Source organism: Pseudomonas sp. ICMP22404 (genome assembly GCF_006227205.1).
In the GTDB taxonomy this organism is placed as follows: domain Bacteria; phylum Pseudomonadota; class Gammaproteobacteria; order Pseudomonadales; family Pseudomonadaceae; genus Aquipseudomonas.
In genome coordinates this window covers 164,917-177,404 of the sequence record NZ_VCNG01000009.1, presented here as the reverse complement: position 1 = coordinate 177,404, position 12,488 = coordinate 164,917, and the positions used below count along the sequence as shown (strand labels likewise).

The window sequence follows — 12,488 nt, the reverse complement described above, 5'->3', positions numbered from 1 at the left end:
TCATTCCAGCGATCGGGACTCAGGCCTGGCGCTCATGCATACGCGCCAGCTGCCGCTCCAGCATCGAAGGGTACGGCTCCATCAAGCGCTCCACGCAGCATGCGCCTTCGGGGCTGGCGATGGGGCGGATGCGGGTGCGCTGGCGAATCAGGGCATCGTCGTTGATCTTGCGCTCCACCAGCAGCAGGTTGCGGCTGTGTTGCGACAAGGCCAGGGCGTCCTGGGCGGTTTCGGTCAGCAGCAGGTCGATCTGGCTCAGGCCGAACAGGCCGTCGCCCAGGGTCAGGCCCAATTGCAGTTGCAGGGTGATGCCGCTGTCGGCGACTTCGATCTGTAATTGATGACCCAGGGCCCGCAGCAGTTCACCGCAGCAAATGGCGTTGGTCAGGTAATCGTCGCCGCTGTCTTCGGTATGGAACAGCATCAGGGTGCTGCCGTCGTTCAGGGTGTGCAACTCGCCCTGGTAGAGCGAGGCGGCCTGGTCGAGGCAATCGCGGTAGCGTTCGAGCAGTTCCTTCAGGCGGGCCTGGGGCAGGCGACGCAGTTGGTCCTGGGCGCCCAATTGCACGGCCAGCACGGCGCTGTGCTGTGGCTGGTTCGAGGCGGCAGGCCTGGCGAGCGGTTGCGGTTGCCCGGCAATCGACTCGTCTCGCAGGTCGGCGAAGGCGTCGTCATCTTCTTCGTCTTCAACCGCCCGTACCACATGGCGAGGCGCGGGCCTGGACGTCGGCATCGGCTGGCTTTCGTCGAAGCCGGGATCGCGCAGGTTGCGCACCTCGAACTCCGGTTCGGCCTCATCGTCGACGTAGTCGATGTCCTCGGGCTCCGGCACGGGCGCAGGTTCCGGTGCGAAGCTGGCGTGCAGCTGCCGCGCCAGATCGCCGATTTCGTCCTGGCGCTGGGTGGCCGGGGTGTGTTCGTCGATGTCTCGCAGCCAGACCCGTAGCTGCAGGAGTGGCGTGGAGAGGTGCCGCCCCAGGCGCAGGCTCAAGGCCAGCGCCAGTGCCAGCAGTATCGCGCTGAGGATGCCCATGCTTTGCAGGCTGATGGTCATCGGTTGCTGGAACTGGTCCATGTCCAGGCTGATGCGCAGTTGTCCGGCGGTCACGTCCTGGAAGGTGATCTTGCTCTGGTACATGCCGCCGGACTCGCCCAGCAGGCCCGGCTTGGGACGCTGGCCGGCCTCGGCGAGGATGCGGTTGTCCACGCTGTAGATGGCGGCGTGGGCCACCAGCTTGTTCTTGGTCAGGTTGTTGAGCAGCACGTTGAGGCTGAGGATGTCGTTGGACACCAGCAGCTCGGTGGCGGACGTGGCGGTCTGGGTGGTCAGGCTTTCCCCCAGGGCATCGGCCTGCTCGTGCATCGCCTGCTTGAATTGCAGGCCCATTACACAGGCATAGATGACCAGGGCCAGGGCGACCAGGATCACGTTATGGCTGGCAATGCGCAATGCAATCGGCACGCGACGATGGCGCAGTGCACGGAAGATCAGCAGGAAGAAGTTGTCGGTTTTGACTGGCGTGGGCCGGTTCACTGAGCTCGGCTCTTTGTCCGTGAAATTGACGCGCAGTATAGCGACAGCCCCATGACCGGCAAAGCACTGGCGGTGCCCGATGGTCACTGAAAGTGGGTAGAATGCGGTTTTTTTCCACCTGCGGGGGTGCGCCTTGCGCGAAATCGTCCTGATAAACATCACTGGCAGCGACCGTCCGGGTCTGACTGCGGCCATTACCGGCGTTCTGGCCCAGGGTGGTGTGAACATTCTCGACATCGGTCAGGCGGTGATCCACGACACGCTGTCGTTTGGCATCCTGGTTGAAATCCCGGACGCCGAACAGAGCAAGTCGGTGCTCAAAGACATCCTGTTCACCGCTTACAAGCTCGATCAACAGGTCCGTTTCACGCCGGTGTCCGAAGCGGACTACCAGCACTGGGTGGCTGGCCAGGGCAAGAAGCGTCACATCGTTACCCTGTTGACCCGCAAGGTCACCGCCGAGCAATTGCAGCGCGTCAGTTCGATCACCGCCCAATACGGCCTGAACATCGATCACATCGACCGCTTGTCCGGGCGCATGCCGCTGGACACCCCGGCGGACAAGGGCAAGGGTTGCATCGAGTTTTCCGTGCGCGGCGAGCCGGCTGATCCCCAGGCGTTGCGTGCCGAGTTCCTGAGCGTGGCCCAGGAACTGAACGTCGACATCGCATTCCAGGAAGACTCGCTGTTCCGGCGTAATCGGCGCCTGGCGGTGTTCGACATGGATTCGACCTTGATCGAAGCCGAAGTCATTGATGAATTGGCCAAGGCTGCCGGCGTGGGCGACAAGGTGTCGGCCATCACCGAGCGGGCCATGGCCGGCGAGCTGGACTTCCGCGCCAGTTTCAAGGAGCGCCTGGCGTTGCTGCAAGGCCTGGACGTCAGCGTGCTGGACGCCATCGGCGCCTCCCTGCGTCTGACGGAAGGTGCCGAAACTTTGTTCGCCGAACTCAAGCGCCTGGGCTACAAGACGGCGATCCTGTCCGGTGGCTTTACCTACTTCGCCAAGCAGTTGCAGGCCAAGCTCGGCATCGACTACGTGTTCGCCAACGAGCTGGAAGTGGTGGACGGCAAGGTCACCGGCGTGGCCGTCGAACCTATCGTCGATGCCCAGCGCAAAGCGGACTTGCTACGGGAACTGGCCGAAAAAGAAGGCCTGCGCCTGGAGCAGACCATCGCCGTGGGTGACGGTGCCAACGACCTGCCGATGCTGGCGATAGCGGGCCTGGGCGTGGCATTCCGGGCCAAGCCGCTGGTCAAGCAATCGGCCAGGCAGGCGATCTCCACCCTGGGGCTGGATGGGGTGTTGTACCTGCTCGGTTTCAGGGATCGCGACGGGCAGCTCTGAACCAGGGCCTGTGACTTCTTTCTTTTGTGGCGAGGGGATTTAGCGAAACGTCGCCCCGCCCCGCTGGGCTGCGCAGCAGCCCCAATTTAGGTACACGGTCAACCTGGCGCACCGAGGACTCAGGCTTTAGGGCTGCTGGGCAGCCCAGCGGGGATAAATCCCCTCGCCACAAAGTTGCTTGGTTGTCTGTTAAAGCGACTTCCACAACGAATCGAAATCCCCTTCCTGATCACCGCCACCCCCGGTGGGGCCGGCATCCTCCTGATGATAGGCAAACTGGTTGAAGCTGTGGGTGCTGGTCACCCGCCGGTCCAGGCCCGCCCGGAGCTCCCGGCCGTTGGTGTTGATCAGGACTTGCTGACCTTCCTGGAACGGTAGGCGCGGGGCGATCATTGTCGCGGGAAGTTCGATGGCGCTGATCTCTGGCAACAATAACCCTCGCAGGTAATGGCTGGATTCGTTCTTCTCCCGGAGCAATTGCACGCCGCAAGGCTGGGCATAGGGGGCGACCAGCTCGATGCCCATCTGCATGGCACCGCCGCGAACCTGGCGGATCCAGCGTACCACCGCGACACTCCAGGCTTGATCATTGGTGTCCCGAATGCCGATCATTTCCCCGGCCTGAAGTTGTTCCGGTACATCTTTCGGCCAGCCCAGGCAGTAACCGCCGGGGCTGTGATTGACGATTGGCAGTTCGTAGGTGGGAAAGTGATGCTGGTTATCCGACCCTCCACCCTCTTCGTCGGCCGGGTTGACCGGGTATTCGATCTCTTCGTAGGGCAGCATGTCGCTGTCCCCCGTGGGTGCGGCATCGAAGGCTTGCTTCCAGGTATCGTTGGTCTTGCTGGCCGAGGCTTCGAAGCGGGCCTTGCGGGTGACGGGGGCCTTCAGGATTTCGCTGAAGGAGCGTTCGCCGCCTAGGTAGTAGTGCAATGCACTCATGCCTACGCAAATGGTCAACGTGCCATTGCCTTCGGTGCGCTGGAAGCTGCGTTCGACGGCTTCACCCCAGGCGGCTTGCAGATGCTGCAAAGTATCGGTGCTCATGCCGCCAGGTACCGGCAGGGTGTTCTCGGCAGGCCGCTCCAGATGAGTGGTGATCGCGCGCACCAGCGGTTCGAGGTCGACACCCAGCAGGCCCGGTTGTTGCTCGGCCCTGAACTTGGAACGGTAGCGCGGCCCGACATCCAGCTCCGGCGCAACGGCGAACAGGCTGGCGGCGGTGCTGGTCGGGTCCAGCTTGATCCGCTGGCTCCAGGCTTCCAGCACTTCGGCCAGTCGTGCGATCTGGCCCTGACGCAGTTGGTTGCTGCGTGCTGCGCCCAGCAGCAGGGCCACGACGTAGGTTTGCTCGGCGCTCAGTTGCTGGACCTGGCTGACCAAGTCGTCGCCGATACTCTGGTGTTGCAACCGGTACTGGCAGGCGATCCGGTACAGCTGGTGCAGATCGAGCCATAGACCTTCCGGCACCGGGCTGTACAACTCGGTGGCGCGCAGCAGCGGACCGTTGAGGGCATGTATCGCCCGTTGCAGTGCGGTGCTCAGCAGGCGGGCCCGGTCCTTGGTGAACTTCGGTGCGATGCGCGCCACGATCTGCTTGTAGCCCATTGCCAGGTGACTTTGCAGGGCCTGGCACAGGTTGACGATCTTGCGCGAGCGCTCATCGAGCACGATGGCCTGTTGCAGGAAGTGCCGCTCCAGGTGCTTGCAGACGTAATACACCTCGGGTCGCAGCAGTTCGAGCAGTTGCAGGCGATTCTCGCTGGGGGTGAGCAGCAGGTTGAGTTCGCCGATGGCCTGGTACAACAGGCGAGCCGTTTCGCCGATGTTGGCCTTGGGCAAGTTGGCAATCCAGCGCTTGAGATCCCGTGGCGTAGCCTCGCAGAACGACAGGCGTGATTGCGTCGGAGTGGAAACGCGCAACAGTGGGAGAGGGCTGGTCTCATTCATGCCGTGGACGGCTCCGGCTGGAAATGAAAGGGATGTTTCCAACTCTAGCAGGTGTGGCCGAAAGAAGTGCCCGATCTGTAGGAGCGGGCTTACTCGCGAGGGCGGTGGATCAGTTATTACAGAGGTGACTGGCCTGACGCTATCGCGAGCAGGCTCGCTCCCACAGAGGATCAAGGCTGCACAGACGACCCGCAAGCGCCACGAAACAATTGTGGGAGCGAGCCTGCTCGCGATGATGGCGGATCAGTCGGTATGGATCTGACTGACCTGACGCTATCACGAGCAGGCTCGCTCCCACAGGGGATCAAGGCTGAACAGAGGACCCGCAAGCGCCACGAAACAATTGTGGGAGCGAGCCTGCTCGCGATGATGGCGGATCAGTCGGTATGGATCTGACTGACCTGACGCTATCACGAGCAGGCCCGCTCCCACAGGGAGGGCAGTGGCCTTAGGCCTTGGGCAGTGCCAGGCCCTGGCCCATCCGCACCGGCGAGCCGGCCACCAGTTCCTCGGCCCATTTCACCTGGTCTGGCCCGAACAGCACGATGGCGGTCGAGCCCAGTTTGAAGCGGCCCAGTTCGGCGCCTTTTTCCAGGTGGATCGGCGCGCGGGCGGCTTCGTCGTAGCGGAAGGTCTTCAGTTCGCGCTTGGGTGGCGTGACCAGCCCGGCCCAGACGGTTTCGATGGAGGCCACGATCATCGCGCCCACCAGCACCACGGCCATCGGCCCGCGCTCGGTGTCGAAGATACACGCCACGCGTTCGTTGCGGGCGAACAGCTCTGGAACGTTCTCGGCGGTGGTCTGGTTGACCGAGAAAATACGGCCCGGAATGTAGACCATCTCCCGCAAGGTGCCGGCCAGCGGCATATGCACGCGGTGATAGTCCTTGGGAGACAGGTAGATGGTCGCAAAATCGCCGCCCATGAACGGTGCGGCGTTGGCCGAGTCGCCACCCAGCAGTTCCAGCACGCTGAAGCTGTGGCCCTTGGCCTGGAAGACACGGCCGTGCTCGATGGGGCCGAGCTGACTGACGGCGCCGTCGGCAGGGCTGAGGATCGCGCCCGGTGTTTCATCCAGTGGCCGCGCGCCTTCTTTCAGGGCCCGGGTGAAGAACGCGTTGAAGTGTTCGTAGGCGGTCAGGTCTTCCACCAGGGCTTGGGACATATCCACTTGATAACGCTTGGCGAACCACTGGGTGAACGCATTCTTGAACCAGCGTACGCGGCATTCGGCAATACAGCCGGCCAGCCGTGACAGCAGGTGGTGGGGCAGCAGGTACTGAGTGATGATGAACAAACGGTTTTTCATTAAATGTCCTTAGGAACCTTCAAATCTCGATCGGGGTGTCGGGGTGGTTGCCCCATTCGCCCCAGGAACCGGCGTAGCCCTTGACCCGTGGGTAACCCAGCGCCTTGGCCACCAGATAGGTGAAGCCGGAGCGGTGGTGAGTCTGGCAGTGGGTGATGACCTCTTTGTCGGGCGTGATGCCCAGTTGTTCGAGGATCTGCGGCATGTCCTGGCGGATACGCAGGCTGCGCGTCTTGTCCATGCCGGCAGTCCATTCGAAATTGACCGCGCCGGGAATGTGACCGCCCCTGGCCGCCACGACTTTCTCGCCGGAATATTCCAGCGGGCCGCGTGCATCCCAGATCGCCAGGTCGGCGGCACCGAGGCGGCTTTGCAGGTATTCGCGGGTGGCGGTGGGTTCGTCCCGCAGCGTCAGTTGCACAGGGGCGCCGACGGCGGTCGGTACATCGGTGCTCACCGGCAGGCTTTCGTCCAGCCACGACAGCAGGCCGCCGTCGAGGTAGTGGTACTTCGAGTGGCCGATCACGTCCAGCAGCCAGATAAAGCGTCCGGCCCAGCCGCCACCTTCGTCGTCATAGACCACGTAGACCGCATCCGGGTTGTGCCCGAGTTCGCCGAACAGTGCCTCGAGATCGGCTTTGGCCGGCAACAGCCCCGGTGCTGGCGGCTGACCCAACTGCGTGCGCTTGGGATCGACAAAGCGTGCGCCAGGAATGTGGCCGGTGCTGTAGCGCGCGGCGCTGGTCAGGTCCACCAGAATCAGTTCGCGGGCGTCGAGACGCGGGAGCAGATCGCTTGGCTCGATCACCAGCGGCAAGCCAGAGAAGTCAGGCATGTCAGGTCTCCAAGGGCGCAAAAGGAAGGGATTGTAGCAAGTTCAGCGGCCACGGTTGGTAAAGGTGTGCAGGGCCCGTTCGATGCACTGAACGGTCCTGCCGAAGGCTTGCACCGTTATATCCGCAAAGGGCCCGCCGCCCTGGTCCACGGCCACCAGCATGATCACCCGGCCATTGCAGGTCAGGGAGCGCAACAGCATGTGCTCGCCCTTGAACAGGGCGCGCAGGCCCGGCGGCAGCAGGGCCGAGAACTGTGCATTGTTCTCCGGGTTCAGGCGAACCTGTGCCTGCTGCGCCAGCAAGCGCTGCAACACTTTGCTCTGGTTGATGGAGAAACTCATGGCCGCTGCCTCAGGGGGCAGGCCGGCGATCTGGTGCACGCGTACGCTGGTCTGGCTGCGGTCGGCCATCAGGATCATCACCCGGCGCATGCCGCACGCCACCAGTGCGTCTCGTGCCGAGGTGGTCAGGTGCATGGCGTTGCTGAAGGGGCTTGGTTCTACCAACAGCGCAGCGCATCGTTTGCGCCACAGGGTCAGGTCTTCGGTGCTCGGTTGGGCGACGGAGGGCCCTGCAATCTGGACCCGACGGCTGCCCGGAGGCCAGAGCAGCGCCACGGCCGGGTGCCAGAGGTCTGGCATGGCATGGTGGCGGGCGCTATGGGCGGCCTGTTGGTGCAACTGTTGCTGAAGCTCATCCATGGGCATCTGCAGGTACAGGCTGGTGAGGTACTGCCAGCGGATGCTGTGGGGGCAGTCCCAGGCCTGGTGAGCCGAAAGTGCCAGGCCATTGGCCAGTAGCACGGTGTTGGCTGGCTGGTTGAGCCAGCGGCGCAGGGTCGGGTCATCGTCCAGGCGATTCTGCTGGCGCAGCGGGTGTTCACTGTCCCGGGCGATGCGCAGCACCTTCACCAACTCACGGCGCTCGTTGAGCAGCAGGCGGTAGCCTTGCGCCACCCAGATCGGCAAGCGCCAGGCTTCCACCACGGCGAGACAGATCTTCAGCAGGCTGACGCCGAACAATTCGCGTTCCACCTTGCTGGCCGACTGGCCTTGGTGGATCACCCGCATTTCCCATTCTCCCAGCAACCGCGGGTGCGTCAGGGCCAGGGGCCAGAGCGGCGACAAGAACAACAGGCTGCCCCAGTGGATGTCCTGCCACAGCCGTGCCAGGCGGCTGGCAAAAAAACCATTGGCCTGCTGCGTGGCGTGCTGGCTGATCAGCTGCAACTGGCGCAGGGCGACGGGTATCTCCTGCTCCGGCAGCGAGGGCAGGCGGGCGAGCAATTCCTCGGTGCGCTTGAGGCCGAGGCGGTTGATGGCCACTTCGAGGTTTTCCGCCGGTTCGGTGAGGCTGCCATGGGTGTGATGGTTGGCTTCGCGGATGACGCTCAGGGCCAGGGCAGGGCTGTCCTGCATGAGCTCTGCGATGTCGCGCAACGAGCGGCGGCTGTCGGCAATGGCCTTGCAGACCTGGTCATGACTGGCCTGGGGTACCGGCAAATGCACGCCCTCGAGCAGCTTTACCCAGCCTTCGAGCGTGGTCGGTCGTGGGGTTGGAACCTTCGTTTCGTTAGCCATGGCTGGACGTGATCATCACATGCTGCAACGGGGCAAACTGGCTTTTCGCCAGAACTGGCTATAGTCTGGCGCAGTTTTGCCGATAAGTAGAAGAAGAGATTTTCCAGCTTCCGAATATGACCTTGAACCCGACTTAAATAAGTACTTTCAATCTATGGCTAAAATTATCGGCATCATTGTCGTGTTCGCGAGCGTACTCGGCGGATACGTGCTCTCCCATGGCAAGATTGCCGCCCTGATCCAGCCCTTCGAGGTGATGATCATCGGTGGCGCGGCCCTTGGCGCATTCCTGCAGGCCAACCCCGGCTATATGACGATGCACGTGCTCAAGAAGTCCCTGGGCATGTTCAGTTCGCGCTTCAGCCACACCTTCTATCTCGAGGTGTTGGGACTGATCTACGAGATCCTGAACAAGAGCCGCCGCGAAGGCATGATGGCGATCGAGGGTGATATCGAAGACGCCGCCGCCAGCCCGATCTTCGCCAAGTATCCTGCGGTGCTCAAGGACACCCGCATGACGGCGTTCATCTGTGATTACCTGCGCATCATGTCGTCCGGCAACATGGCCCCCCATGAGCTCGAAGGCCTGTTCGACATGGAACTGTACAGCCTCAAGGAAGACCTGGAGCATCCGTCCCACGCCGTGACCGGCATCGCCGACGCCATGCCCGGCTTCGGTATCGTCGCCGCGGTACTGGGTATCGTGGTGACCATGGCTTCCCTGGGTGATGGCGACCAGAAGTCCATCGGCCTGCACGTGGGTGCGGCACTGGTCGGTACCTTCTTCGGTATCCTGGCCGCGTATGGTTTCTTCGGCCCTCTGGCCCATTCTCTGGCCCATGATGCCAAGGAAGAACTCAACACCTACGAGGCCATCAAGGCCTCGCTCGTGGCCTCGGCCTCGGGCATGCCGCCTTCGCTGGCGGTAGAGTTCGGCCGCAAGGTCCTGTACCCGGCGCACCGTCCAAGCTTTGCCGAGCTGGAACAAGCGGTTCGCGGTCGTTAAGTTATGGAAAATAACCAGCCGATCATCATCAAGCGTGTCAAGCGCATAGCCGCTGGACACCACGGGGGCGCCTGGAAAATCGCCTTCGCCGACTTCGCGACGGCGATGATGGCGTTCTTCCTGGTGCTGTGGCTGCTGTCCACCGCGACCCCGGAACAGAAGATCGCCATCGCCGGTTACTTCAAGGATCCGGTTGGCTTCACTGAAAGCGGTACGCCCTACATCATCGACCTGGGCGGCTCACCGACCCTGGCGCCCGAGACGACCCTCAACCCCGAGGTCAAATCCCAGCCGCAGCCCGACAAGGTAACGGTGGATTCCGAGCAGGTCGAAGGCATGGCCGAGCAGGTCGAGCGCGAGCGCCTTGAGTTGCTGCTGCAAGAGTTGCAGAACAAGGTCGACGAGAACCCGCAGCTGCAGAAGTTCAAGGATCAGATCCTGTTCGAAATCACGCCGAATGGCTTGCGCATCCAGATCACGGATGCCGAGAACCGGCCGATGTTCGATTCCGGCAGCGCCCGCCTGAAGCCTTATTTCGAGGACATCCTGCTGGCCATGGCCGACACCATCAAGGCGGTGCCGAACAAGATCAGCATCAGTGGTCATACCGACGCCAAGCCGTATATCGGCAAGGGTGATTTCGGCAACTGGGAACTCTCGGCCAACCGCGCCAACGCGGCACGTCGCGCCCTGGTGGCCGGCAGTTATCCGGACGAGCAGGTGGCACGGGTGGTCGGTTACGCCTCCTCGGCGTTGTTCGACCGCAAGGACCCTTTCAACCCGGTCAACCGGCGTATCGATATCGTGGTGTTGACCAAGAAGGCCCAGAAGGCCATCGAAGGTTCGCAGACCGACGACCCGGCACCCGATCCGGTCCAAGGCCAGGGTGCCCCGGGCGAAGCACCGGCGACGCCGCCGGATGCTGCGGCCGATCCGAATGCCTTGCCGGCCGATCAGCAACCGGTGCCGGCCCACGAGTTGCGCGAACGTCTGAACCTGTTCGACGACGCCGCGCCGAAACCGCCGGGAACGCCTGCGCAGTGATTGGGCTCGTGGGAGCAAAGCTTGCTCGCGATGCAGGCGACACGATTCAGCTGCAAGACCGAGTCAACGTTCATCGCGGGCAAGCCTTGCTCCCACAGGCGGGAGCAAGCTCCCTCGCCACAACAGTGTTCGGCCGTTCAATCGCCCTGAATCAATAACTGCTTTCCGGCAAGCTGGCGATGATCGAGCGATAGCTGTTCATCCGTTGCTGCTGCACGCGGCCGTCTTCCAGTGCCTTGAGCAAGGCGCAGCCGGGTTCGCGGTCGTGCTTGCAGTCGCGGAAGCGGCAGGTGCCGATCAGGTCGTTGAACTCGATGAACCCGGCCTCCACGTCGGCCCGGCTGACGTGGCCCAGGCCGAATTCACGGATGCCGGGCGAATCGATCAGCTCACCGCCGCCGGGGAAGTGGAACAACCGCGCGGTGGTGGTGGTGTGGGTACCCTGGCCGGACAGCTCGGACAGCGGCCCGACACGGGTTTCGACCTCCGGCAGCAGGCTGTTGACCAGCGAAGACTTGCCGACACCGGACTGGCCGACGAACACGCTGATGCGCCCGTCCAACTGCCGTTGCAGTTGTTCCATGCCATTGCCATGGTGGGCGGAGACTTCCAGCACCGGGTAACCCAGTTGTCGATAGACCGCCAGCAAGGCATTCAGCGCCGGGGCATTCTGCTCATCGATCAGGTCGAACTTGTTGAGCAGCAACAACGGGCGGATACCGGCATGCTCGGCCGCCACCAGATAACGGTCGATCAGGTTGGCATGGGGCTCTGGCAGCGGGGCGAACACGATGACGATCATGTCGACGTTGGCTGCCACGGGTTTGAGCTGGCCCCGGCTGTCCGGACGACACAGCTCGGTGTGGCGCGGCAACTGTGCCACGATCACGCCAATACCCTGGTTACCGGCACGCCAGACCACCTGGTCGCCGGTGACCAGCGCCGGCAGGTTCGCGCGCAGGTGGCAACGGAAGACCTGGCCGGCCAATTCGCCTTCACGGGCCTCGACCTCGACCTGCACCCCGAAGTGCGCGATCACCAGGCCGGTCTGTTCAGGGCCCAGGTCGCCGCCTTCCAGGGCTTGCACCGCACTGGATTCGCGTTTGGCGGCGCGGGCGGCGCGCTCGCCCTGGATCTTTTCGATGCGCCAGTTCTGACGACGATTGAGTTGGCGTTTGGCCATGGGTGTTCCGTATGAAAAAATGCGGCGAATAGGTAAAACGGCGGCGAGTTTAGCACGCCCGGAGGTCTGCCTAGGCTAAACTGCGCAGCTACTCCGAGGAGCCCTTCGTATGCAAAATTCGCAGAACCTGATCTGGATCGACCTGGAAATGACCGGTCTGAACCCCGACACCGACGTCATTATCGAAATGGCCACCATCGTCACCGACAGTGACCTCAACACCTTGGCCGAAGGCCCGGTGATCGCGATCCATCATAGCGACGAGATCTTGGCTGGCATGGACGAGTGGAACACCCGCCAGCACGGCGGCTCGGGCCTGACCCAGCGGGTACGCGAGAGCAAGATCAGCATGGCCGAGGCCGAGGCCCAGACCATCGCCTTTCTCGAGCAGTGGGTACCAAAGGGCAAATCACCGATCTGCGGTAACAGCATCTGCCAGGACCGGCGTTTCCTCTATACCCACATGAAATCCCTGGAAAGCTATTTCCACTACCGCAACCTGGACGTCTCCACCCTCAAGGAACTGGCCGCCCGCTGGGCGCCTGAAGTGCGTGACAGCTTCCAGAAGGGCGGCAGCCACCTGGCCTTGGACGACATTCGCGAGTCCATTGCCGAGCTGCAGCATTACCGCAAGCATTTCATCAAGTTCTGATCGTGCTGTGGCGCGGGATTCGTGGGAGCAAGGCTTGCCCGCGATG

At 62.8% G+C, this 12,488-nt stretch carries 11 protein-coding genes; 5 read left to right on the top strand and 6 right to left on the bottom strand.

The annotated features are described in order from the left end of the window. Positions 1–19 precede the first annotated feature (19 nt). Positions 20–1,534, bottom strand: a complete 1,515-nt coding sequence (locus tag FGE05_RS17195; protein WP_041022087.1) for an AhpA/YtjB family protein — start codon at positions 1,532–1,534, stop codon at positions 20–22. 133 nt (positions 1,535–1,667) lie between these two features. Between FGE05_RS17195 and serB the strand changes: the two genes are divergently transcribed. Further along, on the top strand, positions 1,668–2,882 hold the full coding sequence (gene serB / locus FGE05_RS17190) for a phosphoserine phosphatase SerB (protein WP_041022088.1): 1,215 nt from the start codon (positions 1,668–1,670) through the stop codon (positions 2,880–2,882). Between the two features lie 189 nt (positions 2,883–3,071). On the opposite strand, the gene FGE05_RS17185 is transcribed toward serB, so the two are convergent. Then, a complete protein-coding gene (locus FGE05_RS17185) occupies positions 3,072–4,832 on the bottom strand; it encodes a molecular chaperone (RefSeq protein WP_139646784.1) in 1,761 nt (586 codons plus the stop codon). A 252-nt stretch (positions 4,833–5,084) separates the two neighbouring features. Here FGE05_RS17185 and FGE05_RS29880 point away from each other — a divergent pair, with 252 nt between their 5' ends. Beyond that, positions 5,085–5,228 carry a hypothetical protein gene (locus tag FGE05_RS29880; RefSeq protein WP_176563017.1) on the top strand — a complete coding sequence of 48 codons (144 nt, stop codon included), beginning with the start codon at positions 5,085–5,087 and terminating at the stop codon, positions 5,226–5,228. Positions 5,229–5,280: 52 nt separating this feature from the next. On the opposite strand, the gene asd is transcribed toward FGE05_RS29880, so the two are convergent. From asd to FGE05_RS17170, 3 genes are read right to left on the bottom strand one after another with little or no spacing between them, the layout of a single operon-like run. Continuing rightward, positions 5,281–6,141 (bottom strand): archaetidylserine decarboxylase, encoded by an 861-nt coding sequence (asd, locus tag FGE05_RS17180; RefSeq protein WP_139646782.1) that lies wholly within the window; start codon positions 6,139–6,141, stop codon positions 5,281–5,283. Between the two features lie 19 nt (positions 6,142–6,160). Beyond that, positions 6,161–6,976, bottom strand: a complete 816-nt coding sequence (locus FGE05_RS17175) for a rhodanese-like domain-containing protein (RefSeq protein ID WP_139646780.1) — start codon at positions 6,974–6,976, stop codon at positions 6,161–6,163. Between the two features lie 42 nt (positions 6,977–7,018). Beyond that, positions 7,019–8,557, bottom strand: coding sequence for an HDOD domain-containing protein (locus tag FGE05_RS17170; RefSeq protein ID WP_139646778.1), 1,539 nt, complete (start codon positions 8,555–8,557; stop codon positions 7,019–7,021). 154 nt (positions 8,558–8,711) lie between these two features. On the opposite strand from FGE05_RS17170, the gene motA reads away from it, so the two are divergent. Beyond that, positions 8,712–9,563: a flagellar motor stator protein MotA gene (gene motA, locus FGE05_RS17165; protein WP_139646776.1), complete on the top strand. Its 852-nt coding sequence runs from the start codon at positions 8,712–8,714 to the stop codon at positions 9,561–9,563. Between the two features lie 3 nt (positions 9,564–9,566). Then, complete coding sequence (gene motB / locus FGE05_RS17160; RefSeq protein WP_139646774.1) at positions 9,567–10,607, top strand: flagellar motor protein MotB; 1,041 nt, start codon at positions 9,567–9,569, stop codon at positions 10,605–10,607. Positions 10,608–10,758: 151 nt separating this feature from the next. Here the strand turns inward: motB and rsgA are convergent, their stop codons facing one another. Further along, positions 10,759–11,790 (bottom strand): small ribosomal subunit biogenesis GTPase RsgA, encoded by a 1,032-nt coding sequence (rsgA, locus tag FGE05_RS17155; RefSeq protein ID WP_041020802.1) that lies wholly within the window; start codon positions 11,788–11,790, stop codon positions 10,759–10,761. A 109-nt stretch (positions 11,791–11,899) separates the two neighbouring features. Between rsgA and orn the strand changes: the two genes are divergently transcribed. Then, positions 11,900–12,442, top strand: coding sequence for an oligoribonuclease (gene orn, locus FGE05_RS17150; RefSeq protein WP_139646772.1), 543 nt, complete (start codon positions 11,900–11,902; stop codon positions 12,440–12,442). Positions 12,443–12,488 lie beyond the last annotated feature (46 nt).

Bases quoted from the DNA above. Each gene is read 5' to 3' on its own strand.
- FGE05_RS17185 (WP_139646784.1), bottom strand. From the start codon at position 4,832: ATGAATGAGACCAGCCCTCTCCCACTGTTGCGCGTTTCCACTCCGACG.
- FGE05_RS29880 (WP_176563017.1), top strand. From the start codon at position 5,085: ATGGATCTGACTGACCTGACGCTATCACGAGCAGGCTCGCTCCCACAG.
- asd (WP_139646782.1), bottom strand. From the start codon at position 6,141: ATGAAAAACCGTTTGTTCATCATCACTCAGTACCTGCTGCCCCACCAC.
- FGE05_RS17175 (WP_139646780.1), bottom strand. From the start codon at position 6,976: ATGCCTGACTTCTCTGGCTTGCCGCTGGTGATCGAGCCAAGCGATCTG.
- FGE05_RS17170 (WP_139646778.1), bottom strand. From the start codon at position 8,557: ATGGCTAACGAAACGAAGGTTCCAACCCCACGACCGACCACGCTCGAA.
- motA (WP_139646776.1), top strand. From the start codon at position 8,712: ATGGCTAAAATTATCGGCATCATTGTCGTGTTCGCGAGCGTACTCGGC.
- motB (WP_139646774.1), top strand. From the start codon at position 9,567: ATGGAAAATAACCAGCCGATCATCATCAAGCGTGTCAAGCGCATAGCC.
- rsgA (WP_041020802.1), bottom strand. From the start codon at position 11,790: ATGGCCAAACGCCAACTCAATCGTCGTCAGAACTGGCGCATCGAAAAG.
- orn (WP_139646772.1), top strand. From the start codon at position 11,900: ATGCAAAATTCGCAGAACCTGATCTGGATCGACCTGGAAATGACCGGT.